Genomic DNA, 25,142 nt, shown 5'->3' on the forward strand with positions numbered 1-25,142 from the left:
GATGCCGCCTGGCATCGCGGTTTGTTTTTCATCTCTCTTCATCAGGCTTGTCTGCATGGCATTCCTCACTTCATCTGATAAAGCACTCTGGCATCTCGCCTTACCCATGATTTTCTCCAATATCACCGTTCCCTTGCTGGGACTGGTTGATACGGCGGTCATTGGTCATCTTGATAGTCCGGTTTATTTGGGCGGCGTGGCGGTTGGCGCAACGGCGACCAGTTTTCTCTTTATGCTGTTGCTGTTTTTGCGTATGAGCACTACCGGGCTTACTGCGCAGGCTTATGGTGCCAAAAATCCTCAGGCATTAGCCCGTGCGCTGGTGCAACCGTTGCTGTTGGCACTGGGGGCCGGAGCGTTGATTGCGTTACTGCGTACGCCGATTATCGAGCTGGCGCTGCATATTGTTGGTGGTAGCGAAGCGGTTCTGGAACAGGCGCGGCGCTTTCTTGCAATCCGCTGGTTAAGCGCACCGGCGTCGCTGGCGAATCTGGTGCTGCTCGGCTGGTTGCTCGGCGTGCAATATGCCCGCGCGCCAGTGATTTTGTTAGTGGTTGGCAATATCCTCAACATTGTGCTGGATGTCTGGCTGGTGATGGGGCTGCATATGAACGTGCAGGGCGCGGCGCTGGCGACGGTTATTGCGGAATATGCAACATTGCTGATTGGTCTGCTAATGGTGCGTAAAATCCTCAAACTACGTGGCATCTCCGGCGAAATGCTGAAAACTGCCTGGCGAGGAAACTTCCGTCGCTTGCTGGCGCTTAACCGCGATATCATGCTGCGCTCGCTGTTGTTGCAACTCTGTTTCGGCGCGATCACCGTGCTTGGCGCGCGACTGGGGAGCGATATTATCGCCGTCAACGCAGTCCTGATGACGTTACTCACCTTTACAGCCTATGCGCTGGATGGTTTTGCCTACGCGGTTGAAGCCCACTCCGGTCAGGCGTATGGTGCGCGCGACGGTAGCCAGTTACTGGATGTCTGGCGCGCAGCGTGCCGCCAGTCGGGGATCGTGGCATTGTTGTTTTCGGTGGTTTATTTGCTGGCGGGTGAACATATCATCGCGTTGCTAACGTCGTTAACGCAGATCCAGAATCTGGCCGATCGCTACCTAATCTGGCAGGTTATTTTACCGCTGGTAGGAGTCTGGTGTTATCTGCTGGATGGTATGTTTATTGGCGCAACGCGCGCTGCCGAAATGCGCAATAGTATGGCAGTCGCAGCAGCAGGGTTCGCTTTGACGCTACTGACGTTGCCGTGGTTGGGTAACCATGGTTTATGGCTGGCGTTAACCGTCTTTCTGGCGCTGCGCGGGCTTTCACTGGCGGTTATCTGGCGTCGTCACTGGCGTAATGGAACCTGGTTTTCAGCAACATGACGGTTAAAAGTTCTGAATAAATATTCCTAAGCCAAATTCCTGACTACACTTAATCCCACGTTCAGAAGAAAAGTGAGCGTACACTCATTCACCACCTAACGATGAGGATTTGAATATGAATAAAGACGAAGTCGGCGGTAACTGGAAACAGTTCAAAGGTAAAGTGAAAGAGCAATGGGGCAAACTGACCGATGATGACATGACGGTCATTGAAGGTAAGCGTGACCAGTTAGTGGGTAAAATCCAGGAACGTTACGGTTACCAGAAAGATCAGGCAGAAAAAGAGGTTGATAGCTGGGAAAAACGCCATGATTACCGCTGGTAATTAATCCCTCCTGCCCGACGTGTACAAGGATGTACGCCCTCTTAACGCGGTTTCTTTTTAACCTGCACAGAGTGATCATGCTGGCACTGTTCAGGATGACGACACGCTTCAACTTCCACACATGCCGCACAGAGACCATGTGCTTCAATCACATTATGCCGCAGGGCAAAACCCATTTTTGCCGCCAGCGTATGCATAATGTCTTCCACGCCTTCTGCACACTCTTCTTTCACTGCGCCGCAGCGATCGCAAATAAACATGGCTGAAGTATGGGTGGGCTGATCGAACAGATGGCAGAGCACATAGCTGTTGGTGGATTCCACCTTATGCACAAAACCTTGTTCAAGCAGAAAATCGAGTGCGCGATAAACCGTCGGCGGCTTGGCTTGCGGCTCGGCTTCGCGCAGCAAATCAAGTAGATCGTAGGCGCTGATAGCCCCTTCTTGCAGGCTCATAAGGCGCAGCACTTCGAGACGTTGCGGAGTCAGGCGCACATTACGCTGCGCGCAGAGTTTTTCAGCCTGCGCCAATAACTCCTGCGTTGTGGTCTTTTCCATTGTGCACCTCGAAAGTGGGGTTAAGAATGTCCTTACTTTACCATAATTCTCACTTAAACGCCGACAACCGGGCATCGAAGCTGCCACATTGCCTGATCGCATATTCGTTATGCTATAGTAGCGCCCCCAATTCACCAGATGCTTAAAAAATCGCCATGTCAGCAGAATCACAAACCGCTTATCCCGCATACCGTTTCTCTATTGCTCCTATGCTCGACTGGACGGACAGACACTGCCGTTATTTCCTGCGTCTGCTCTCCCGTAATACGCTGCTCTATACCGAAATGGTGACCACAGGGGCGATTATTCACGGTAAAGGTGATTACCTGGCATACAGTGAAGAAGAGCATCCGGTGGCGTTGCAGTTGGGCGGTAGCGATCCGGCGGCGCTGGCGCAGTGTGCGAAGCTGGCAGAAGCGCGCGGATATGATGAGATCAACCTGAATGTCGGCTGCCCGTCAGACCGGGTACAGAACGGCATGTTTGGCGCGTGCCTGATGGGGAATGCGCAACTGGTGGCTGACTGCGTAAAAGCGATGCGCGACGTAGTGTCGATTCCAGTGACGGTGAAAACGCGTATTGGCATCGACGACCAGGACAGCTATGAATTTCTCTGTGATTTTATCGACACTGTTTCCGGCAAAGGCGAATGCGAGATGTTTATTATCCATGCGCGCAAAGCCTGGCTTTCTGGTTTAAGTCCGAAAGAAAACCGTGAGATCCCGCCGCTCGATTACCCGCGTGTCTATCAACTGAAGCGTGATTTCCCGCATCTGGCTATGTCGATTAATGGCGGCATCAAGTCACTGGAAGAGGCTAAAGCACACCTGCAACATATGGATGGCGTGATGGTCGGGCGTGAAGCGTATCAAAACCCAGGCATTCTGGCGGCGGTGGATCGTGAGATTTTTGGTTCCTCGGATTCCGATGCCGACCCGGTGGCAGTGGTGCGCGCCATGTACCCGTACATTGAGCGTGAACTCAGCCAGGGAACTTATCTGGGCCATATCACCCGGCATATGCTGGGGCTGTTCCAGGGGATTCCCGGCGCGCGTCAGTGGCGGCGGTATTTAAGTGAAAATGCCCATAAAGCGGGCGCTGACATTAACGTGTTGGAACATGCGCTCAAACTGGTGGCTGATAAGCGTTAATTTTTCACCACAAAGTAGTCAAATTCACCACGCCCTGCGCTTCGACGCGGGGCGTTTTGTTGATAAATCAATATGTTATTTCTGGCATGATTCTTGTAAAGCCAGCAAGAGATTTCATTTTTGGGAGAACATCATGCTGGAACTACTTTTTGTGATTGGCTTTTTTGTCATGTTGATGGTCACTGGCGTTTCATTGCTGGGCATTATCGCTGCGCTGGTTGTGGCGACGGCCATTATGTTCCTCGGTGGGATGCTGGCATTGATGATTAAGCTGCTGCCGTGGCTGCTGTTGGCGATTGCGGTAGTGTGGGTGATCAAGGCGATTAAAGCACCAAAAGTGCCGAAATATCAGCGTTATGACCGCTGGCGTTACTAAGGGATTGTGCGGATGATCACAACCTCAGGTTTTATCCTTAGAACAAAATAGGAATTGATAATCAAATCTGTCACTATTGCGCGTCAAACAAATTCATCGAGCTGTACCCTACATACAGCCGAACTATAAAAGAAAGGGCTTCCCAGGTGGAAGCCCAATTTCTTTATGGAATCAGTAAGCTGGAACCCAGCGTCGCCCGGCTTTCCAGAATCTCATGCGCACGCCGCGCATCCTTCAGCGGGTATTTCTGATGTTCTGCGACATCCACTTTAATTACACCGCTGGCAATCAAAGAAAACAGTTCATTACTGGCTTCGGTTAACTCATCCCGCGTAGTGATATAGCCTTGCAGGGAAGGGCGTGTCACATACAGCGAGCCTTTCTGATTGAGAATGCCTAAGTTCACACCCGTCACTGCGCCTGATGAGTTGCCAAAACTGACCATTAAACCGCGACGTTGCAGGCAATCCAGCGACCGTTCCCAGGTGTCTCTGCCCACGGAATCGTATACCACGCGCACTTTCTTGCCGTCGGTGATCTCTTTTAATCGTTCGACCAGATTTTCGTCGCGATAGTTAATCACCTGCCATGCACCCGCTTTTAATGCACTTTGCGCTTTTTGCGCGGAGCCCACAGTGCCAATAAGTTTTGCCCCTAGGGCTTTTGCCCACTGACAGGCAATTAAGCCAACGCCGCCAGCAGCCGCATGGAACAGGAACTGTTCGTCAGGTTTGATTTCATACGTTTTGCGTAGCAGATAATAAACCGTTAAGCCTTTCAGGAATGATGCAGCGGCTTGCTCAAAAGAGATCGCCGCGGGCAGAATTGCGGCTTTATCGGCATTGACGTTATGCACAGAGCTGTAAGCCCCTAACGTTGACTGCGCATAAACCACGCGATCGCCCGCTTTAATATGCTTCACGCCGCTGCCGACTTTGCTCACTATGCCAGCCGCTTCTGTGCCTAATCCGCTGGGTAGCGATGGCGGCGGATAAAGGCCGCTGCGGATATACGTGTCGATAAAATTAATGCCAATGGCTTTATTTTCGACCTGGATTTCATTCTCTGCCGGATCGACAGGAGTAAACTCCACGGCTTGCAGAACTTCCGGGCCACCGTGCTTGTGAAATTCGATGCGTGTTGCCATTTAAACTCCTTTACTGAGCGACATATCTGTTTTAAGCCTAACAGTAGTCGCCGGGCCGCGCGGGGATTTTTTCCGGGCTGTGGTCACAACCCGGAATATCTCTGGTCAGTATTGAAACAGCGTCGCCGCAATCCAGTTTTGCCACTGGCGCTCAAAGTTGGTTAGCGTTAATACGCCCCGCTCACGGCACAAGCGAATCCAGGCATGGCAATCATTAGCTTCCAGACAAACACAAATCATGTATTGCCGGGCATCCTGATTTTCTGGTCGAAAACGCCAGGTCAGGAGCGGCCCACCTGGTGTTTGCGGTGCGATACCGGCTTCGCCATCATAGACAGCCCTGGCACCACGACTCCCGCCACCGTTTTCGATATAGCATTGTAAAGAGCGCAGTACAGCCAGCGCCAGTTGCGCACTTTGCCGCCACTGGAAAGATTGGGCGAGGCTGTTTTCATCGCTTTGAATGCCTTCCCGGCGAATATCTTCACAAAGTGTTGCTATGGTTTGCGTGGCAGTGTTGATCCCCTGTGTATGACACAAAATTGCGGCATGGTGGCTCATGGTATTTTGTATCGTTTCTCGCACGTCGTCGCGCAGCAGCCCCTGATTCAGGTACTGCTGCGCCTCATTAATCGTACTGAGCATTTGTTGCCTCTCGAGAGGGAGGTCCTGACTTTTCTGATGAGCAATATGCAATGCACAGCGGCGAGCGAAAACTTGCCCGGCATTGAGCGCCGACCCACCAGGACGCGTCACACCATGTGTTCCGGCATTTTCTCCGGCAGCATAACAACCAGTTAGCGATGTACGCCCCCAAATATCAACATCAATTCCGCCATTAAGATGTTGATTATTTAGCGTAAATTTTAGCGGTGAGGCTGTGAGATCATAACCATGCATCTGATACAAGCGAATAGCCAGAGGATTCATCTGTGTTAATCGCGCCAGCGGTTGCGCCAGCAAGGCGTGATTTTGTTGCAGATAGTCGATGACATCATCATCCAGCTCTCGCAGGTTGAATGGCGTTCCGTCCGCTGCGGGTTCGGGTTCCCGCAGAAAATCGAGAAAAACATCGCGCCCTTTTTGTGTCTCCTCATACACCGCGACATCCAGTAGGCTGGAGCCATATTCCAGCATTCGTTCCGCGTGAAACGGCCACTGGTAACCTTTGCGAAATATCGCGGAGGCCAGCATACGAGTCGTAGGGTAATAAGCTGCCAGAAAATTATACTGACGTCCGGAGTGGTCCTGCGAGTAGATGCGCGGCATCGCTTGCATGTAAGTACCGGAAAGATTCCACGGAAACTGGCTGCGCGGTGTACCGATACCAAACTGACTCTCCGTAAGATTCACCAGCCTTATACCTGCTTCCAACGCCATGCCCAACGCACTAAAACAGTTCACCGGATAGACACTGTCACGATAAAGTTCACCTGGCCCACCCGTGGCTAAAACCAGATGTTGGCAGCGAATCACTACCATTCGCCAGGGATTATCCCGACAGGCTTTATCGATAGCGATCACCCCTACGACTCGTCTGTTTTCTCCTTCACCGCGGGTCAGGATACGAATCGCCGTTGTGTGATCGCGCAGAGGAATATTAAGGCGCATTGCCTCCAGAGCCAGAACTTTAACCATCAGGCGAGAAGTTCGTGGGCCGCAACTGGTGGCGCGACCGAACTCATCGTGATCGGTTTGATAACGCAACGTTGCGCCAAAGAGATCTTCTGGCAGATCCAGACCCAGATATTTCAGTACTTCACAGGTGTTCACTGAGCCGACGGCTTCAACATAGGCAGTGTCATGATCCATCGAACCGCCCGCCGCCAGAGTGTCACTTAATGCCAGAAAATGGTCACCATTTGCACGGGTATTGGCGGTGTGGAGAGTTTGTTTATCAGAACTAGAACAGGCGGAAGTGCCCCAGAAAACTTTGCTGGAGGCTACCATTACATCGATATTTTGCCGTTTCAGCTCGACGGCAGCTCGCCATCCGGCAGCACCACTGCCTAGCACCAGCGTGTTGCAGCGGTACTCAGGTAAAATGGCGCCGTTAAGGTCGATACTACCGCTGGCTTGAGCCAGCGGTGAGTAATGGGGCATTTTGATATCAGTGAGCGCCGTTAGCGTTTCGTCAATCATTGCGTCCCACCTATTTCATCAGACTTTCGATTAAGCCGCTCATTGCCATATAGCCCATGATTAGCGTAAATGCGCTTATGGCAACAAACATGACGTTTTCCCAGCGTGAGCAACGATATTCGCCCATTAACGAAGGCTTGTTCGCCAGCCAGAACATACATAAAACAGTCAGCGGCAGAATAATGGCGTTAAAGGCCTGGCTGGCAATCATCACCAATACCGGGCGTGCGTGGAACAGCGGCACAACCAGACAAAGCAGAGACATAACCGTCATCAGGATACGGTAACCTGGGCTAACTTCGTTGCTGGTATCACGCCAGTCAGCCAGCAGCCAGGGCGTTAACAGTAAATTCGGGAACTGACTGGAAAGCCCGGCAGCAACAATACCAATAACAAATAGTCCCACGGCAGCCGAGCCAGCAATAGGTTCGAGAATAATGACCATTTGCGAGGCGTTATTTAAACCTGTGCCAGTTTGATACAACGTACCCGCAGCCGCAGCCATCACCGCCGCACTGATGATGAACATCATTCCTGCACTGACAATGGCATCACGATTTTGATGAGGCAGATTGTCCACACCCCAACCATTACTTTTTACCAGAGTCGTGCGCATAAGAAACATTGCTGGCGCTACGGTGGTACCCACCATGCCAGAAATTATCAGAAATGGCGTACTGTTATCGCCAGCGACAGGATCGGGAACTGACGGAATAAATCCGGCCAGCAGATCTGCGACCGGCGGCATCATAATGAAAAAATTAATCACAAACGCCAGCCCCATAATGCCAACCAGCGCGGAGAGGATTTTGTCGAACCCGGCGTTGCTGTTGGTCCAGAGCATCACGTTAATCATGATGACCATCGCGATAGCCCAGGCGAGTGCTGAGATACCGCCACTAAACCAGGTCGTGGACCATGTTGCCATTACATCCGCCAGAATGCCCATTACCCCCATAATGGAACCACTGACGGCAACGGTTAACCCGATCAGAAACAACATAGCAACGCCAGGATGGATATGGCGACGAAATGCAGTCAACGCGCGTTCACCAGTGACGGAAGCATAACGACCATAAATACGGATTAAAAACCAGGTAACAATGCAAGAAAGCGCCACGGCCCACATCAGCGAGACGCCATAGTTTGCACCCGCTTTCGCCATAGTGGTGATACTGCCTGTCCCAATGCTGTAGCCAATAAGAAAGATGCCGGGTGCAAAGGCTGCGAGTTTTGTCATTATTCGCCGAAATAAAGAAGGCGTTTGGGGAACAGAGGTTGTCATATTCATTATCTTTCTTTCCTTGTAAGAGGCTTTCAGCGTGCCTGAAATTGTGGTTGACGCTTCTCGGCGAATGCCTGACTTCCTTCACGAGCATCTTCAGTAGTGGCGGAAAAAGCGCCAGCAAGCGCTTCAAGCGTCGAGGCAACGGCAATACCTTCTCCGGCATCGATAACTTGCTTGGCGATCTGCACAGCAACCGGAGCACGTTGGGCGATACGTTGTGCCAGTTGCAGCCCGGCGTCGTGTAACGTTTCCCTGGCGACAACACGATTCACCAGCCCGCAGGACAGCGCACGCTGTGCATCTAGTGGTTCGCCGGTAAATACCAGTTCTTTCACCAGTGAACGCCCAAGTAGTGCCGTCAGCCGCTGCGTTCCTGACCAGCCAGGCACTGTCGCCAGTCCGGTTTCTGGTAGCGCCATCCGAGCCTCGGCGCTACAAATACGGATATCGGCGGTAGCAGCCAGTTCCAGACCACCGCCATAAGACAGTCCGTGCACCAGGGCGATTACGGGTTGTGGCAGTTGTGCCAGAGCGTCAAATGCCTGATGACCGCGGCGGATCCAGTTGCGCCACATATCGAGTGCAGAAAGAGAGGTCCAGCGATGAATATCCGCACCGACACAAAACGCTTTTTCACTGGCGCTGGTCAGCAGAACCACGCGGATCTCCGAATCCGTTTCCAGCGTGTGGCAATGTGTCAGCAGCTGTTCAAGCATCTCCGGGGTTAATGCGTTGAGTTTCGCCGGACGATTAATCACCAGAGTGGCAATGAAACCGTTGCGCTGGAGGTCAATAGTGCCGTTATTCATGGTGACGTCCTTGTTGAAAATAGTGGGGATTCATTAGCTTGAGATCGTCTGCCAGACGGAGTGGGGCATCGCTTTGGGCGAGAATGTCGCGTTCAGGATCAATACCAGGGGCAATTTCTGTGACCAGTAGCCCGTCTGGTGTTAATTCCAGAACGCAGCGTTCAGTGATGTACTGCACTTGTTGCCCGAGTCTTATTGCGCGTTTGCCGGAGAACGTCACGTGGGCGACGTCCTGTACCAGTTTTTTGGCTTTGCCTTCTTTAATGATACGCAGCTGACCCTCTTCCAGTTGCAGTTGGGCACCGGCATTGAAAAAGCCAGAGAAAATAATGCGCTTCGCATGTGAAGTGATATCAATAAACCCACCGCATCCGGCAGTGACATGTGGACGGGCAGGCAGATGCGAGACGTTTACTGAACCATCTGCGCCGATTTGTAAAAATGACATCAGAGTGAGATCAAAACCCCCGCCCTGGAAATAGGTAAACTGCTGGGGAGAGGGCAAAAATGCTTCTGCATTAGAGGCGCAGCCGAACTGAAATTCCAGCAGTGGAACTCCGCCAATTGCGCCCTGTTCCAGCAGCCAGGTGACATCACCGTGGCGACCTTGTTCCAGTAAAATACGCGGTACATTGGCAGAAATACCAAAGCCAATATTTACCGCATCTCCACTTTGTAGTTCTTGCGCGACTCGCTGGGCAATAACCCGCGCCGGGCCATGTTCCATATAACGAAAGGCGGATAGCGGACGACTGATTTCGCCGGAAATGGCTGGTTCATATTGTGTTTGCGTGGTTTGTGTTTGTTCCGGTGCAATTACGATGTAATCCACCAGTACACCGGGAATACGCACCTCTTTTGGTTTCAGACTTCCGGCGGCAACCTGCCGTTTTACTTGCGCAATTACGATGCCACCGTTATTGCGAACAGCTGTAGCCTGCTCCAGCGGCCCAAGATAAGCCCCTTCATGTTCATAAGTCAGGTTGCCGCGTTCATCAGCAGTGGTAGCGCGAATGATTGCCACCTGCGGCACGATACTGGGGAAAAACAGCCAGTCGTCGTTGGCAAATCGAACGCGTTCAACCAGAGATTGTTGCGCCGCTTTTTCATTCATTGCGCCGCCCTGCAACAGGGGATCTACATAGGTATCCATGCCTGTTTGTGTCAGCACGCCAGGACGATGAGCCGCCGCTTCCCGGTGCATATCAAATAAGATCCCGGAAGGCAGATTCCAGGCGGGGATCGTGTTGTCATTGATCATTTGCCAGATTAACGGAGGCGTCATTGATGATGGCCCGGAGGGGTAGGAGCCAGCGATCACTTTTGCCAGTAAACCCGATTGCGCCAGATGATCGATGCCTTTTACGCCATACATATCACCTGCGGCGATAGGGTGGATGCTGGTGATGTTTTGCGGATGTCCGGCATGTTGAAAGCGTTCACCTATTGCTGCCAGCACGGCATCAGGACACCCCATTCCACTGGAGGAGGAGACGGTGACAACTGCGCCATCAGCAATCAAATCTGCAGCTTCCGATGCAGTGATCGTGCGTACAGAGCACATAATAATTTCCTTATTTCGATATAAAAATAATTAAAAATATCAATGTAAAACAACATAATAGTGATTATAAATTAATTGGAACGATCTAATTTATGCGTAATTTGTACGATTGGCGTGCAAAAAATACAACAAGGGAAGTATGAATCTGTGATCGAAACGACGATCTCCTGCGATCCATGGCGTTAACGGATCGCATGAGTAAAAGGAGATTATGATAAAGTAAATGCCTTGATCTTATGGGGGTTTGGAGTAGTCATGGCGAAGTCGGATACAGGAAGAAAGCGGGTAACATTAACCGATGTTGCACGTGCGGCTGGCGTTTCGAAATCGACCGTGTCGCTGGTACTCAACGACAGTCCGCTTATCAAAAAAGAGACGCAACAAAAAGTCCAGCAAGCCATTGAGCAATTAGGCTATGTCTATAACCGTTTTGCTGCCAATCTGCGTTCGCAAAAATCGCTGACTATCGGCGTGGTGATTGATGATTTGACCAACCCTTTTTTCGCTGAATTTACAATGGGCCTTGAGATCACGCTGGCGGAGCACGGTTTTATCACCGTAATGTCCAATACCTCCCAGCGTAGCGATCGGCAAAAACAGGTACTTGATACCTTGCTGGAACACCACGTCGCGGGCATTGTCCTCTGTCCAGTAAACAGCACCTCAGAAGCCGATTTACAGCGTTATGCCAACAGTTCCACACCCTTATTAATCACAATGCGCCCTCTGGACTGGCAACAATTGCCCGTCGATTACGTTGGCGTGGACAGCCACGCAGGCGTCCGGGAAGCTACGGAATATCTCATTCAACAAGGGCACAGAGACATCGTGTTTATTGGGGGACTTACGCACCATATGCGTTATCAGGGATACCTGGAGGCGATGAACCATCATGATTTACAGCCGTGGAGCACTGATGCTTTTTCGCTGCGTGCTGAACCGACTCAGGCCAACGGTTACCAGTTGATGCAACAACTGTTGGATATGCCTTCGCCACCCACAGCGGTGATTTGTTATAACGATTTAATGGCTTTTGGCGCGGAGTCGGCACTAGGCGAAAGAGGATTATTTGCCGGGGAAGATATTTCGTTGATTGGTAATGATGGCGTGGCGGCTTGTGCTTACAGTAACCCGCCGTTAACCACAATTGCGGTAGAACCATTGGCTCTGGGGAAACAGGCGGCGCAGCAAATTTTACGGCGTATTGCGCAGCCAGACGCACCGCTCAGCCATTACGTCTATCGCCCAACCCTGCAAATTCGCGCTTCTACCGGAAGACGGGGGCGTTAAATGCTGTAGCGAGAAACCGTTTCTCGCTATACTCTCTAGTCCTTTTTTAACAGCAGGTAACTCCATTCACTATGGCTGGAAATAAACCCTTCAACAAACAGCAGGCTGAGCTTCGCGAACGCGATCCACAAGTTGCCGGGCTGAAAGTGCCTCCGCACTCGATCGAAGCGGAGCAGTCGGTGTTGGGCGGTTTAATGCTGGATAACGAACGCTGGGACGATGTAGCCGAGCGTGTCGTGGCAGACGATTTCTACACCCGTCCGCACCGCCATATCTTTACCGAAATGGCGCGTTTGCAGGAAGGTGGTAGCCCGATAGACCTGATAACTCTGGCGGAATCGCTGGAGCGCCAGGGGCAACTTGATAGCGTCGGTGGTTTCGCTTATCTGGCAGAGCTGTCAAAAAATACGCCAAGTGCGGCGAACATCAGCGCTTATGCTGACATCGTGCGGGAACGTGCTGTTGTCCGTGAGATGATCTCAGTTGCTAACGAGATTGCCGAAGCTGGTTTTGATCCGCAAGGGCGCACCAGTGAAGACTTGCTCGACCTTGCTGAATCCCGTGTCTTTAAAATTGCCGAAAGTCGTGCCAATAAAGACGAAGGGCCGAAGAACATCGCCGATGTGCTCGACGCTACCGTGGCGCGTATTGAGCAACTGTTCCAGCAGCCGCACGATGGCGTCACCGGGGTAAACACCGGCTATGACGATCTCAACAAAAAAACCGCCGGTTTGCAGCCGTCGGACTTGATTATCGTCGCGGCGCGTCCGTCGATGGGTAAAACGACATTTGCGATGAACCTCGTCGAAAATGCGGCGATGTTGCAGGATAAACCGGTGCTTATCTTCTCGCTGGAGATGCCATCGGAACAGATTATGATGCGTTCTCTGGCATCGCTGTCGCGCGTTGACCAGACCAAAATCCGTACCGGGCAGCTGGATGATGAAGACTGGGCGCGTATTTCCGGCACGATGGGCATTTTGCTCGAGAAACGTAACATCTATATTGATGACTCCTCCGGTCTGACGCCAACGGAAGTGCGCTCGCGCGCGCGTCGTATTGCCCGTGAGCACGGCGGCATCGGGCTTATCATGATCGACTACCTGCAGCTGATGCGTGTGCCGTCACTTTCCGACAACCGTACGCTGGAAATTGCGGAAATCTCCCGCTCGCTGAAAGCGCTGGCAAAAGAACTGAATGTGCCGGTGGTGGCCCTGTCCCAGTTGAACCGTTCTCTGGAACAACGTGCCGACAAACGTCCGGTCAACTCCGACTTGCGTGAATCCGGCTCCATCGAGCAGGATGCGGACTTGATCATGTTTATCTATCGTGATGAGGTTTATCACGAGAACAGTGATTTGAAAGGCATCGCGGAAATTATTATCGGTAAACAACGTAACGGCCCAATCGGGACGGTACGCCTGACCTTTAACGGTCAATGGTCGCGCTTCGACAACTACGCGGGGCCGCAGTACGATGACGAATAATAATTATTTTATGTATTAGGTAATTAAAGCAAACACTTATCAAGGAATACAAATGCAAGCGGCAACTGTAGTGATTAACCGCCGCGCTCTGCGACACAACTTGCAACGTCTGCGTGAACTGGCCCCCGCCAGTAAACTGGTTGCGGTGGTGAAAGCGAACGCTTATGGTCACGGTCTTCTTGAAACCGCGCGAACGCTTCCTGATGCCGACGCCTTTGGCGTAGCCCGTCTCGAAGAAGCCCTGCGGCTTAGAGCAGGGGGCATCACGCAACCTATTTTGTTACTGGAAGGCTTTTTTGAAGCAGACGATCTGCCGACGATCTCCGCTGAACATCTGCATACCGCCGTGCATAACGAAGAACAGCTCGCTGCTCTGGAAGAGGCCAGTCTGGAGGAGCCAGTTACCGTCTGGATGAAACTCGACACCGGTATGCACCGACTGGGCGTTTTACCGGAACAAGCTGAGGCGTTTTATCAACGTCTTACGCAATGTAAAAACGTCCGTCAGCCGGTGAATATTGTCAGCCACTTTGCTCGCGCTGATGAGCCAAAATGCGGCGCGACTGAGAAACAACTCGATATCTTCAATACCTTTTGCGAAGGCAAACCCGGCAAGCGTTCAATCGCCGCATCGGGTGGAATTTTGTTATGGCCGCAGTCGCATTTTGATTGGGTGCGCCCGGGCATCATTCTTTACGGCGTGTCACCGCTGGAAGATGGCTCCACCGGTGCTGATTTCGGTTGCCAGCCTGTGATGTCACTGACCTCCAGCCTGATTGCCGTGCGTGAGCATAAAGTGGGTGAACCGGTAGGCTATGGCGGCACCTGGATTAGCGAGCGCGATACCCGCCTTGGCGTGGTGGCGATGGGCTATGGCGATGGCTACCCGCGCGCCGCGCCGTCCGGTACGCCAGTGCTGGTTAATGGTCGTGAAGTGCCGATTGTCGGTCGCGTGGCGATGGATATGATCTGCGTAGATTTAGGTCCACAGGCGCAGGATAAAGCCGGGGACCAGGTCATTTTATGGGGTGAAGGTTTGCCCGTAGAGCGTATCGCAGAAATAACAAAAGTGAGTGCTTACGAACTTATCACGCGCCTGACGTCAAGGGTCGCGATGAAATACGTGGATTAATCGTTCTGTAATAGTTGATTGTCTGTGCCGGATGCGGCGTGAATGCCTTATCCGGCACGTAATATCTTGTAAATTCAATAAATTGATATTCTCGCATAGGCCTGATAAACGTCATGCTTCTGGTGGTTTTGCGTTTGTCATCAGTCTTACCCTCTGGTTAATTGCCGTTCGTCGCTGAACATCCTCTCGATCTTCGCCATCTTCCGGTTTATTGTGTTTTAACCACCTGCCCGTAAACCTGGAGAACCATCGCGTGTTTCAAAAAGTTGACGCCTATGCTGGCGACCCGATTCTTTCGCTTATGGAGCGTTTTAAAGAAGACACTCGCAGCGACAAAGTGAATTTGAGTATCGGCCTGTACTACAACGAAGACGGGATTATTCCGCAACTAAAAGCTGTCGCGGAAGCGGAAGCGCGTCTGAATGCACAACCTCATGGCGCTTCGCTTTATTTGCCGATGGAAGGGCTGAACAGCTATCGCCATGCCATTTCGCCGCTGCTGTTTGGCGCTGACCATCCGGTGTTACAACAACAGCGTGTGGCGACCATTCAGACGCTCGGTGGTTCGGGGGCATTAAAAGTAGGCGCTGACTTCCTGAAACGCTACTTCCCGGAATCAGGCGTCTGGGTCAGCGATCCCACCTGGGAAAACCATGTGGCAATATTCGCGGGGGCTGGATTCGAAGTGAATACTTACCCCTGGTATGACGAAGCGACTAACGGCGTGCGTTTTAATGACCTGTTGGCGACGCTGAAAACATTACCTGCCCGCAGCATTGTGCTGCTGCATCCTTGTTGTCATAACCCAACGGGCGCCGATCTCACCAACGACCAGTGGGATGCGGTGATTGAAATTCTCAAAGCACGCGAGCTTATCCCATTCCTCGATATTGCCTATCAAGGATTTGGTGCCGGTATGGAAGAAGATGCCTATGCCATTCGCGCGATCGCCAGCGCCGGATTACCTGCTCTGGTGAGCAATTCATTCTCGAAAATTTTCTCCCTTTACGGCGAGCGTGTCGGCGGTCTTTCTGTGGTGTGTGAAGATGCCGAAGCCGCAGGCCGCGTACTGGGGCAGTTGAAAGCAACAGTTCGTCGCAACTACTCCAGCCCGCCAAATTTTGGTGCGCAGGTGGTGGCTACGGTGCTGAATGATGCGGCGTTAAAAGCTAGCTGGCTGGCAGAAGTGGAAGAAATGCGTACCCGTATTCTGGCGATGCGTCAGGAACTGGTGAAGGTATTGAGTAAAGAGATGCCAGAACGCAATTTTGATTATCTGCTTAAGCAGCGCGGCATGTTCAGCTATACCGGTTTAAGCGCTGCTCAGGTTGACCGACTGCGTGAAGAGTTTGGTGTTTACCTGATTGCCAGCGGCCGCATGTGTGTTGCCGGACTTAATGCGCAAAATGTGCATCGCGTGGCGAAGGCGTTTGCAGCCGTGATGTAATGTCGTTAGCAGGTGGTTGAACAGCCGCCTGCTCAATTTTAACTCGTTGATATAATTAGTATCATTGAGAATAGAGAGAAGGAAATATTCTACCCCTCATATAAAGCCGCTCACTTCTGGTAAGCGATATTAACCACGGACTAAATGGATATACCTACTCCACGGCTAGACATTAAGCTATTAAAAAACACGAACTTCTCTCATGTGATCCTGCTCCCTTTCTCTAACAAAACCGCAGATAATCCTTTCTTTCCCCCGCTGCTGGCGTTATGGTCAGATGGTTTTTTCAACAAATCTCACAATAAAAAGTTTTAACTTACTGACTATTTAGGGAAAAATATGCGCAAGATCACACAGGCATTGAGTGCCGTTTGCTTATTGTTCGCTCTAAACAGTTCCGCTGTTGCCCTGGCCTCATCACCTTCACCGCTTAATCCGGGTACTAACGTAGCCAAACTCGCTGAACAGGCGCCAATTCATTGGGTTTCAGTCGCCCAAATTGAAAACAGTCTGGCAGGACGTCCACAGATGGCAGTAGGGTTTGATATTGATGACACTGTTCTGTTTTCCAGCCCTGGATTCTGGCGCGGCAAAAAAACGTTCTCGCCAGAAAGCGAAGATTATCTAAAAAACCCGGCATTCTGGGAAAAGATGAACAACGGTTGGGATGAATTCAGTATTCCAAAAGAGGTCGCGCGTCAGCTAATTGATATGCATGTCCGCCGTGGCGACACCATTTTCTTTGTGACAGGTCGTAGCCCTACGAAAACTGAAACAGTGTCAAAAACGCTGGCTGATGACTTTCACATTCCTGCAACCAGTATGAACCCGGTGATTTTTGCGGGCGATAAAGCAGGACAAAATACAAAAACGCAGTGGCTACAGGATAAAAATATCCGAATTTTTTATGGTGATTCCGATAACGATATTACCGCTGCGCGTGATGTTGGCATCCGTGGCATCCGCATTCTACGAGCCTCTAACTCTACCTACAAACCCTTGCCACAAGCGGGTGCATTCGATGAAGAGGTGATCATCAATTCAGAATACTGATAAGTCGGGAGAGCGCCTGACTCTCCCGAATGCTGTTTTTTTAATCACACCTTTATCCTTTCGCTGTCTTGCTGCAAACTGATTAAGAGAGTTTTATCAAGGAGCAGCACATGTGGTTTCAAAAGACGCTCACGCTTAGCGCTAAATCTCGTGGGTTTCATTTGGTAACGGATGAAATCCTGACTCAACTAGCTGATATGCCGCGTGTTAATGTCGGTTTACTGCACCTGTTGCTGCAACACACTTCCGCCTCTCTGACACTTAATGAGAATTGCGACCCCACAGTACGCTATGACATGGAGCGTTTTTTCCTACGCACCGTTCCCGACAACGGAAACTATGAGCATGACTATGAAGGGGCAGACGATATGCCTTCTCATATCAAATCCTCGATGCTGGGGGTATCGCTCGTATTGCCAGTGCATCAGGGGCGTATTCAGACCGGCACCTGGCAGGGAATATGGCTTGGGGAACATCGCATCCACGGCGGTTCGCGTCGCATTATCGCGACACTACAAGGGGAGTAAAAAATGACCATTTCGGAGTTGCTACAATATTGCATGGCAAAACCAGGCGCAGAACAGAGTGTGCATAGTGACTGGAAAGCAACGCAAATCAAAGTGGAAGATGTGCTGTTTGCGATGGTGAAAGAAGTGGAAAATCGCCCAGCGGTTTCGCTGAAAACCAGCCCTGCGCTGGCCGAGCTTTTGCGACAGCAGCATAGCGATGTTCGTCCCAGTCGGCATCTGAACAAAGCGCACTGGAGCACCGTATATCTCGACGGCTCGTTGCCGGATTCGCAAATCTATTATTTGGTCGATGCGTCGTATCAGCAGGCGGTGAATTTGCTGCCGGAAGAAAAACGTAAATTGCTGGTGCAACTCTGAAAGGAAAAGACCGTTCAGCAAGCGGCCTGAGAATGATGACAAACGCAAAATTGCCTGATGCGCTACGCTTATCAGGCCTACGCAATCCCTGCAATATATTGAAATTGCATGTTTTTGTAGGCCGGATAAGGCGTTCACACCGCATCCGGCAAGAACAAAGCGCACTTTGTTAATAATCTGAGGCCGCTCAGAAAGCGGCCTTAACGATTACAGCATCGGCTTGAGGAAGCGTGCCGTGTGTGATGCTTCGCACTCCGCGACGGTTTCTGGCGTACCGGAGACGAGGATCTCGCCGCCACCGCTACCGCCTTCTGGTCCCAGGTCGACAATCCAGTCGGCGGTTTTGATCACGTCGAGATTGTGCTCAATCACCACAATGGTGTTGCCCTGATCGCGCAGTTTATGCAGCACGTCGAGCAGTTGCTGAATATCGGCGAAGTGCAGACCGGTGGTCGGCTCGTCGAGAATATACAGCGTCTGCCCGGTGCCGCGTTTTGACAGCTCACGCGCCAGCTTCACGCGCTGGGCTTCACCGCCGGAAAGCGTGGTTGCGGACTGCCCGAGGCGGATATACGTCAGGCCAACGTCCATCAACGTTTGCAGCTTACGCGCCAGCGCCGGTACGGCATCGAAGAACTCACGCGCTTCTTCGATGGTCATATCCAACACTTCGTGGATGGTTTTGCCTTTGTACTTAATCTCCAGCGTTTCACGGTTATAGCGTTTACCTTTGCACTGGTCGCACGGTACGTAAATATCCGGCAGGAAGTGCATCTCCACTTTGATCACGCCATCGCCCTGACAGGCTTCGCAACGACCGCCACGGACGTTAAAGCTGAAACGTCCTGGCGTATAACCGCGCGCGCGGGATTCCGGTACGCCCGCAAACAGTTCACGTACAGGCGTAAACACGCCGGTATAGGTCGCCGGGTTAGAACGCGGAGTACGACCAATCGGGCTTTGGTCGATATCGATGACTTTATCGAAATGCTCGAGTCCCTGAATATCGCGATACGGTGCCGGTTCGGCGATGGTCGCACCATTCAACTGACGTTGGGCAATCGGGAACAGTGTGTCGTTAATCAGCGTCGATTTACCGGAACCTGAAACACCTGTAATGCAGGTAAACAGACCGACTGGCAGTGTCAGCGTTACGTCTTTCAGGTTGTTGCCACGCGCGCCTGTCAGCTTCAACACTTTTTCTGGATCCGCCGGAACGCGTTTCTTCGGCACTTCAATCTTGCGTTTGCCGCTCATGTACTGCCCGGTCAACGACTCCGGCACCGCCATAATCGCTTCCAGCGGACCTTCCGCGACCACTTCACCACCGTGTACACCCGCGCCCGGGCCAATGTCGATAACGTGGTCAGCGGCGCGAATCGCGTCTTCATCGTGCTCCACCACAATCACGGTATTACCGAGATCGCGCAGATGGATAAGTGTACCCAGCAGGCGTTCGTTATCGCGCTGGTGCAGGCCGATAGACGGTTCGTCCAGCACGTACATCACACCAACCAGGCCCGCGCCAATCTGGCTCGCCAGACGGATACGCTGGGCTTCACCGCCGGAAAGTGTTTCTGCCGAGCGGGAAAGTGTCAGGTAATTCAGGCCGACGTTAACGAGGAATTTCAGACGATCGCCAATCTCTTTGAGGATTTTTTCCGCAATCTTCGCCCGCTGACCAGCGAGTTTGAGATTGTTGAAAAACTCCATCGCATGACCAATGCTCATGTCGGAGATAGCAGGCAGCGGCGTATTCTCGACATACACGTGGCGCGCTTCCCGACGCAGACGTGTTCCGTCGCAGCTGGTACACGGGCGATTGCTGATAAACTTGGCTAACTCTTCGCGTACCGCGCTGGATTCCGTCTCTTTATAACGGCGCTCCATATTGTGCAGCACGCCTTCGAACGGATGACGACGAATGGAGGTATCGCCACGATCGTTCATGTATTTGAATTCGATGTTTTCTTTGCCAGAACCGTACAGCACCACTTTATGCACGTTCGCGCTCAGGCTGCCCCACGGTGCTTCGACGTCGAACTTATAGTGATCTGCCAACGATTTCAGCATCTGGAAGTAATAGAAGTTGCGGCGATCCCAGCCACGGATCGCACCACCTGCCAGCGACAGTTCCGGGTTTTGGATCACACGGTCAGGATCGAAATATTGCTGTACGCCGAGGCCGTCACAGGTCGGGCAGGCCCCCGCCGGGTTGTTAAACGAAAACAGACGCGGTTCCAGTTCACGCATACTGTAGCCGCAAATCGGACAGGCGAAGTTGGCGGAGAAAAGCAGTTCTTCCGCTTTTGGATCGTCCATATCAGCGACGACCGCCGTACCGCCAGAAAGCTCCAGCGCCGTTTCAAACGATTCGGCCAGACGTTGGGTAAGATCGTCGCGCACTTTGAAACGATCAATAACCACTTCAATGGTGTGTTTCTTTTGCAGTTCCAGTTTCGGGGGATCGGAAAGATCGCAGACTTCGCCATCTATGCGTGCACGGATGTAGCCCTGACTTGCCAGATTCTCCAGTGTTTTCGTGTGTTCGCCTTTGCGCTCTTTAATAATCGGCGCCAGCAGCATCAGACGTTTGCCTTCCGGCTGCGACAGCACGTTATCCACCATCTGGCTGACGGTTTGCGCCGCCAGCGGAACATCGTGGTCCGGGCAGCGCGGCTCACCGACGCGAGCGTACAGCAGACGCAAATAGTCGTGGATTTCGGTGATTGTCCCCACCGTGGAACGTGGGTTATGAGACGTCGATTTCTGTTCAATGGAGATGGCGGGTGAAAGCCCCTCAATATGGTCGACATCCGGCTTTTCCATCAGTGACAGAAATTGCCGCGCGTAGGCGGAAAGGGATTCAACGTAACGACGCTGCCCTTCGGCATATAAGGTGTCGAAAGCGAGCGAGGATTTGCCAGAACCCGAAAGCCCGGTCACGACAATGAGTTTGTCGCGGGGGATAACGAGGTTGATGTTTTTGAGATTATGGGTGCGGGCGCCCCGAACTTCGATCTTATCCATTCACCTTTCCCGGATTAAACGCTTTTTTGCCCGGTGGCATGGTGCTACCGGCGATCACAAACGGTTAATTATGACACAGAATGACCTGAATGAATATACAGTGTTGGAATGCAAAACCCAGAGCGCTATGTAACAATGTTTGACCAGAATTGTTTAGCGGAACCGAGGTCACAACATAGTAAAACCGCTATTGGTAATGCTACAATCGCGCGTTTACACTTATTAGAACGTTTTTTTTCAGGAGACATGAACATGGCCAGCAGAGGCGTAAACAAGGTTATTCTCGTTGGTAATCTGGGTCAGGACCCGGAAGTACGCTACATGCCAAATGGTGGCGCAGTTGCCAACATTACGCTGGCTACTTCCGAATCCTGGCGTGATAAAGCGACCGGCGAGATGAAAGAGCAGACTGAATGGCACCGCGTTGTGCTGTTCGGAAAACTGGCTGAAGTGGCCAGCGAATATCTGCGTAAAGGTTCCCAGGTTTATATCGAAGGTCAGCTGCGTACCCGCAAATGGACCGATCAATCCGGTCAGGATCGCTACACCACGGAAGTGGTGGTGAACGTTGGCGGCACCATGCAGATGCTGGGTGGCCGTCAGGGCGGTGGCGCTCCGGCTGGCGGTAACGTCGGTGGCGGTCAGCCGCAGGGCGGTTGGGGCCAGCCTCAGCAACCGCAGGGGGGTAATCAGTTCAGCGGCGGCGCGCAGTCTCGCCCGCAGCAGTCCGCTCCGGCAGCGCCGTCTAACGAGCCGCCGATGGATTTCGATGACGATATCCCATTCTGATTTTGTTTTAAAACAATAGATTATATTGTTTTAAGGTAGATGTTTAACGCATCTGCCAGGGATAAAAAAGAAGCCTCCATAATGGAGGCTTCTGCATATCACACCAAAATCATCGGCCATTGTGGCGGTGCCTGATTTGTGGCTTCGACCATTACCGACTCAATATTGTGCCAGATTGCGGCAATATCCATCATGGTGATTCCGAGCAGTCCCATCGCGAACCAGCAGGCGGAAACAACGCCCAGGCCACTACTTATCACCGCGAGCCCTACGTAATCAGACCGCCGAAAACGGATGTTGAGCGTGCTTGCCATAAACATCAGTACGGCGCTAAGAAGCTGCCAGCGAAGAAGAACCACGCCAGTGGTGAGGGTAGCCATCGAACATTTCCTCTGAAAATAACCGATGCCCTGGACAGCACGGTGTTGTTCACGGGAGGTGTGATGCACTCTGGCTATCATGGGGCTTACAGAATACCAAAATGAAACAATTAGTATGTTTCATTATTTTTGTGAACTATATCACAATTGGTTGTTTGTTAGCCAGATAGAGTCACTATTTTTATTAGCGTGCTTATTTTGTGGTTTTTCAGTGGCGTCGTGGAAATACAAAATATCGTACATTCCTGACTGACCCGCATTTTTTAGTAAATTCTTTTTGATATCAGCGTGTTATTTTTATTAAAACAACGATTATAAAGGTATCAATTTCAAATCAGGCAAAAGTGCTATTTATACCGTAAGATTTATCTAACGTCGTCGGTGGCCAGGGTTTTCACCTTGCAATGACCAGCTATAACCAGACAGGGAATTGATAGAAATGAGTCATCGTGCACGACACAAGTTGCTGGCGTTGCCGGGCATTATCTTTGTAGCACTTCTTCCCATCATCCTGTCACTATGGATTGCCTTCATTTGGGCAAAATCAGAAGTGAACAATCAGCTTCGTGTCTTTGCCCAACTGGCGCTGGATAAATCCGAGCTGGTCATTCAACAGGCAGATTCAGCGAGCGATGAAGCGGAACGCTATCAGGGGCAAGTTTGCACTCCGGATCATCAGAAGCGAATGTTGAATATTATTCGTGGCTATCTTTATATCAATGAACTGATATATGCCCAGGATAACCGTTTTTTATGTTCTTCACTTATCGCCCCTGTTGACGGATATATGATCGCCCCCGCGGATTATAAGCGCGACCCTGACATTTCTATCTATTATTACCGCGATACCCCTTTTTTCTCCGGTTATAAAATGACTTATATGCAGCGGGGTAATTATGTGGCGGTCATCAATCCTTTATTCTGGAGTGAGGTGATATCTGACGATCCGACGCTGCAATGGGGCGTGTATGATACTGTGACGAAAACCTTTTTTTCGTTAAGTAATCAGGCCTCGGCTGAAACGTTTACTCCGTTAATTCATCTGAATGATTTAACGGTGCAACGAAATGGTCATTTGTATGCAATGGTACATTCGACAAAACGCCCGATAGCGGCCATTGTTGCCATTTCAAATAAACGTCTTATCGCTCATTTTTATAATCATCTTATCTTTGCTTTGCCCGCAGGTATTTTTTGCAGTCTGGTACTCCTGTTACTCTGGTTGCGGATTAGCCAGGAGTACCAGTCACCCAAACGCAAATTGCAACGCGCCCTCGAAAAAAGACAGCTTTGTCTTTATTACCAGCCAATTATCGATATCAAAACAGAAAAATGTATTGGCGCTGAAGCGTTGCTACGTTGGCCAGGTGGCCAGGGGCAAGTGATGAGTCCGGCAGAGTTTATCCCATTGGCGGAAAAAGAGGGGATGATTGAGTTAGTCACTGATTATGTTATTGATAATGTATTCAGCGATCTGGGGGCGTATCTGGCAACACATGCCGATCGCTATGTTTCTATTAACCTGTCGGCCTCCGACTTTCATACATCGCGTTTAATTGCGCGAACCAATCAGAAAATAGAGCAATACGCGGTGCGTCCGCAGCAAATTAAATTTGAAGTCACTGAACATGCGTTTCTTGATGTCACCAAAATGACGCCGATTATTCATGCTTTCCGTCAGGCCGGTTATGAAGTTGCGATTGATGACTTCGGTATTGGCTACTCCAACTTACACAACCTTAATTCATTGAATATCGATATTTTGAAAATCGATAAATCGTTTGTTGAGACGCTGACCACGCACAAAACCAGCCATTTGATTGCGGAACACATCATTGAACTGGCGCACAGTCTGGGGCTAAAAACGATAGCGGAAGGGGTAGAAACATCGGAGCAGGTTAATTGGCTGCGCAAACGCGGCGTGCGTTATTGCCAGGGCTGGTATTTTGCAAAGGCGATGCCGCCGCAAATGTTTATGGAATGGACAGGGAAATTACCCGCACATGAGTTAATGTGCGGGCAATAATTCTAGATACGGTGGCGATAATCGCTGGGAGTGCGATCAAACTGCCGACGGAAAACGCGGGAAAAGGTCTGCTGCGAAACATACCCAAGATCCATTGCGATATCAAAAATAGGGCGCTCGGTGGTGCGCAACTCAACGGCAGCCAGTAACAGGCGGCGTTGACGAATGTAATCACCAAGTGTCTGATGCGTTACCGTGCGGAACATCCGCTGTAAGTACCACTTTGAATAACCTGATTTTTTTGCGACGACATCAATGTTCAGTGGCTGGTCAATATGCTCGTCAATCCATGCGATAAGATCCTGAATAATTTTCTGATGGGACATAAATCTGCCTCTTTTCAGTGTTCAGTTCGTTAATTCATCTGTTGGGGAGTATAATTCCTCAAGTTAACTTGAGGTAAAGCGATTTATGGAAAAGAAATTACCCCGCATTAAAGCCTTGCTCACCCCAGGCGAAGTGGCGAAACGCAGTGGGGTAGCGGTATCTGCACTGCATTTCTATGAGAGCAAAGGGCTGATTACCAGTATTCGAAATAGCGGCAATCAGCGACGATATAAGCGTGATGTGCTGCGATATGTGGCGATTATCAAGATTGCTCAACGTATTGGCATTCCATTGGCGACTATTGGTGAAGCATTTGGTGTGTTGCCTGAAGGGCATACATTAAGCGCCAAAGAGTGGAAGCAGCTTTCTTCTCAATGGCGAGAAGAATTAGATCGGCGCATTCATACCTTAGTGGCTCTGCGAGATGAGCTGGACGGTTGTATTGGCTGCGGCTGCCTTTCGCGTAGCGACTGCCCGTTGCGTAACCCGGGCGACCGCTTAGGGGAAGAAGGTACTGGCGCGCGTTTGCTGGAAGACGAGCAAAACTAAAGCGC

23 protein-coding genes and 1 pseudogene are annotated in these 25,142 nt (G+C 51.2%); 14 read left to right on the forward strand and 10 right to left on the reverse strand.

The window, feature by feature from the left end; all coding sequences use genetic code 11:
* Window positions 1–55: 55 nt before the first annotated feature.
* Together dinF and D9736_RS12810 are read left to right on the forward strand one after the other, a co-directional pair.
* Window positions 56–1,381, forward strand: a complete 1,326-nt coding sequence (dinF, locus tag D9736_RS12805) for an MATE family efflux transporter DinF (protein WP_130218583.1) — start codon at window positions 56–58, stop codon at window positions 1,379–1,381.
* A gap of 115 nt (window positions 1,382–1,496) precedes the next feature.
* On the forward strand, window positions 1,497–1,706 hold the full coding sequence (locus D9736_RS12810; protein WP_001030602.1) for a CsbD family protein: 210 nt from the start codon (window positions 1,497–1,499) through the stop codon (window positions 1,704–1,706).
* A 41-nt stretch (window positions 1,707–1,747) separates the two neighbouring features.
* Here D9736_RS12810 and zur read toward each other — a convergent pair whose 3' ends face one another.
* Entirely contained in the window at window positions 1,748–2,263 is a 516-nt protein-coding gene (zur, locus tag D9736_RS12815; protein WP_130205794.1) for a zinc uptake transcriptional repressor Zur, read from the reverse strand.
* 155 nt (window positions 2,264–2,418) lie between these two features.
* On the opposite strand from zur, the gene dusA reads away from it, so the two are divergent.
* Both dusA and pspG read left to right on the forward strand, forming a co-directional pair.
* The gene (gene dusA, locus D9736_RS12820) at window positions 2,419–3,414 is read left to right on the forward strand and encodes a tRNA dihydrouridine(20/20a) synthase DusA (protein WP_130258454.1); all 996 of its coding nucleotides are present in this window, start codon (window positions 2,419–2,421) and stop codon (window positions 3,412–3,414) included.
* A 133-nt stretch (window positions 3,415–3,547) separates the two neighbouring features.
* Window positions 3,548–3,790, forward strand: a complete 243-nt coding sequence (gene pspG / locus D9736_RS12825; protein ID WP_000891404.1) for an envelope stress response protein PspG — start codon at window positions 3,548–3,550, stop codon at window positions 3,788–3,790.
* Window positions 3,791–3,953: 163 nt separating this feature from the next.
* On the opposite strand, the gene D9736_RS12830 is transcribed toward pspG, so the two are convergent.
* The 5 genes from D9736_RS12830 to D9736_RS12850 form a co-directional block, all read right to left on the reverse strand.
* Entirely contained in the window at window positions 3,954–4,937 is a 984-nt protein-coding gene (locus D9736_RS12830; RefSeq protein ID WP_130258455.1) for a quinone oxidoreductase, read from the reverse strand.
* Between the two features lie 105 nt (window positions 4,938–5,042).
* Window positions 5,043–7,079 (reverse strand): FAD-binding protein, encoded by a 2,037-nt coding sequence (locus D9736_RS12835; protein WP_130258456.1) that lies wholly within the window; start codon window positions 7,077–7,079, stop codon window positions 5,043–5,045.
* A 10-nt stretch (window positions 7,080–7,089) separates the two neighbouring features.
* The gene (locus D9736_RS12840; protein WP_165383160.1) at window positions 7,090–8,319 is read right to left on the reverse strand and encodes an Nramp family divalent metal transporter; all 1,230 of its coding nucleotides are present in this window, start codon (window positions 8,317–8,319) and stop codon (window positions 7,090–7,092) included.
* Window positions 8,320–8,396: 77 nt separating this feature from the next.
* Entirely contained in the window at window positions 8,397–9,176 is a 780-nt protein-coding gene (locus tag D9736_RS12845) for an enoyl-CoA hydratase/isomerase family protein (RefSeq protein ID WP_130258457.1), read from the reverse strand.
* On the reverse strand, window positions 9,169–10,740 hold the full coding sequence (locus D9736_RS12850; RefSeq protein WP_130258458.1) for a malonate decarboxylase subunit alpha: 1,572 nt from the start codon (window positions 10,738–10,740) through the stop codon (window positions 9,169–9,171). The genes D9736_RS12845 and D9736_RS12850 overlap by 8 nt, the downstream gene beginning before the upstream one ends.
* A 255-nt stretch (window positions 10,741–10,995) precedes the next feature.
* On the opposite strand from D9736_RS12850, the gene D9736_RS12855 reads away from it, so the two are divergent.
* The 7 genes from D9736_RS12855 to D9736_RS12890 all read left to right on the forward strand — a co-directional run bounded on the left by D9736_RS12855 (window position 10,996) and on the right by D9736_RS12890 (window position 18,036).
* Window positions 10,996–12,030 (forward strand): LacI family DNA-binding transcriptional regulator, encoded by a 1,035-nt coding sequence (locus D9736_RS12855; RefSeq protein ID WP_130205808.1) that lies wholly within the window; start codon window positions 10,996–10,998, stop codon window positions 12,028–12,030.
* Window positions 12,031–12,101: 71 nt separating this feature from the next.
* Complete coding sequence (gene dnaB, locus D9736_RS12860) at window positions 12,102–13,517, forward strand: replicative DNA helicase (RefSeq protein WP_130205810.1); 1,416 nt, start codon at window positions 12,102–12,104, stop codon at window positions 13,515–13,517.
* A 52-nt stretch (window positions 13,518–13,569) separates the two neighbouring features.
* A complete protein-coding gene (alr, locus tag D9736_RS12865; RefSeq protein ID WP_130258459.1) occupies window positions 13,570–14,649 on the forward strand; it encodes an alanine racemase in 1,080 nt (359 codons plus the stop codon).
* A 253-nt stretch (window positions 14,650–14,902) separates the two neighbouring features.
* Window positions 14,903–16,096 (forward strand): aromatic amino acid transaminase, encoded by a 1,194-nt coding sequence (gene tyrB / locus D9736_RS12870; protein WP_130224288.1) that lies wholly within the window; start codon window positions 14,903–14,905, stop codon window positions 16,094–16,096.
* A 339-nt stretch (window positions 16,097–16,435) separates the two neighbouring features.
* Window positions 16,436–17,149, forward strand: a complete 714-nt coding sequence (gene aphA, locus D9736_RS12880; protein WP_130205816.1) for an acid phosphatase AphA — start codon at window positions 16,436–16,438, stop codon at window positions 17,147–17,149.
* Window positions 17,150–17,259: 110 nt separating this feature from the next.
* Window positions 17,260–17,676, forward strand: a complete 417-nt coding sequence (locus D9736_RS12885) for a secondary thiamine-phosphate synthase enzyme YjbQ (protein WP_130205818.1) — start codon at window positions 17,260–17,262, stop codon at window positions 17,674–17,676.
* Window positions 17,677–17,679: 3 nt separating this feature from the next.
* Window positions 17,680–18,036, forward strand: coding sequence for an MmcQ/YjbR family DNA-binding protein (locus D9736_RS12890; RefSeq protein WP_130218565.1), 357 nt, complete (start codon window positions 17,680–17,682; stop codon window positions 18,034–18,036).
* Between the two features lie 51 nt (window positions 18,037–18,087).
* On the opposite strand, the pseudogene D9736_RS23755 reads toward D9736_RS12890, so the two are convergent.
* Both D9736_RS23755 and uvrA read right to left on the reverse strand, forming a co-directional pair.
* Window positions 18,088–18,195 (reverse strand): annotated as a pseudogene (locus D9736_RS23755) (hypothetical protein); the annotation flags it as partial.
* Window positions 18,196–18,243: 48 nt separating this feature from the next.
* Window positions 18,244–21,066 (reverse strand): excinuclease ABC subunit UvrA, encoded by a 2,823-nt coding sequence (gene uvrA, locus D9736_RS12895; RefSeq protein WP_130205822.1) that lies wholly within the window; start codon window positions 21,064–21,066, stop codon window positions 18,244–18,246.
* Between the two features lie 252 nt (window positions 21,067–21,318).
* On the opposite strand from uvrA, the gene ssb1 reads away from it, so the two are divergent.
* Window positions 21,319–21,855: a single-stranded DNA-binding protein SSB1 gene (gene ssb1, locus D9736_RS12900; RefSeq protein ID WP_000168309.1), complete on the forward strand. Its 537-nt coding sequence runs from the start codon at window positions 21,319–21,321 to the stop codon at window positions 21,853–21,855.
* Window positions 21,856–21,953: 98 nt separating this feature from the next.
* Here the strand turns inward: ssb1 and D9736_RS12905 are convergent, their stop codons facing one another.
* The gene (locus D9736_RS12905) at window positions 21,954–22,235 is read right to left on the reverse strand and encodes a YjcB family protein (protein ID WP_130258460.1); all 282 of its coding nucleotides are present in this window, start codon (window positions 22,233–22,235) and stop codon (window positions 21,954–21,956) included.
* Window positions 22,236–22,674: 439 nt separating this feature from the next.
* Here D9736_RS12905 and D9736_RS12910 point away from each other — a divergent pair, with 439 nt between their 5' ends.
* A complete protein-coding gene (locus D9736_RS12910; RefSeq protein ID WP_130258461.1) occupies window positions 22,675–24,261 on the forward strand; it encodes an EAL domain-containing protein in 1,587 nt (528 codons plus the stop codon).
* 2 nt (window positions 24,262–24,263) lie between these two features.
* Here the strand turns inward: D9736_RS12910 and soxS are convergent, their stop codons facing one another.
* Window positions 24,264–24,587 carry a superoxide response transcriptional regulator SoxS gene (soxS, locus tag D9736_RS12915; protein ID WP_000019357.1) on the reverse strand — a complete coding sequence of 108 codons (324 nt, stop codon included), beginning with the start codon at window positions 24,585–24,587 and terminating at the stop codon, window positions 24,264–24,266.
* Between the two features lie 85 nt (window positions 24,588–24,672).
* Here soxS and soxR point away from each other — a divergent pair, with 85 nt between their 5' ends.
* A complete protein-coding gene (gene soxR, locus D9736_RS12920) occupies window positions 24,673–25,137 on the forward strand; it encodes a redox-sensitive transcriptional activator SoxR (RefSeq protein WP_000412428.1) in 465 nt (154 codons plus the stop codon).
* Window positions 25,138–25,142 lie beyond the last annotated feature (5 nt).

The organism is Escherichia sp. E10V10, assembly GCF_004211985.1.
Lineage (GTDB): Bacteria > Pseudomonadota > Gammaproteobacteria > Enterobacterales > Enterobacteriaceae > Escherichia.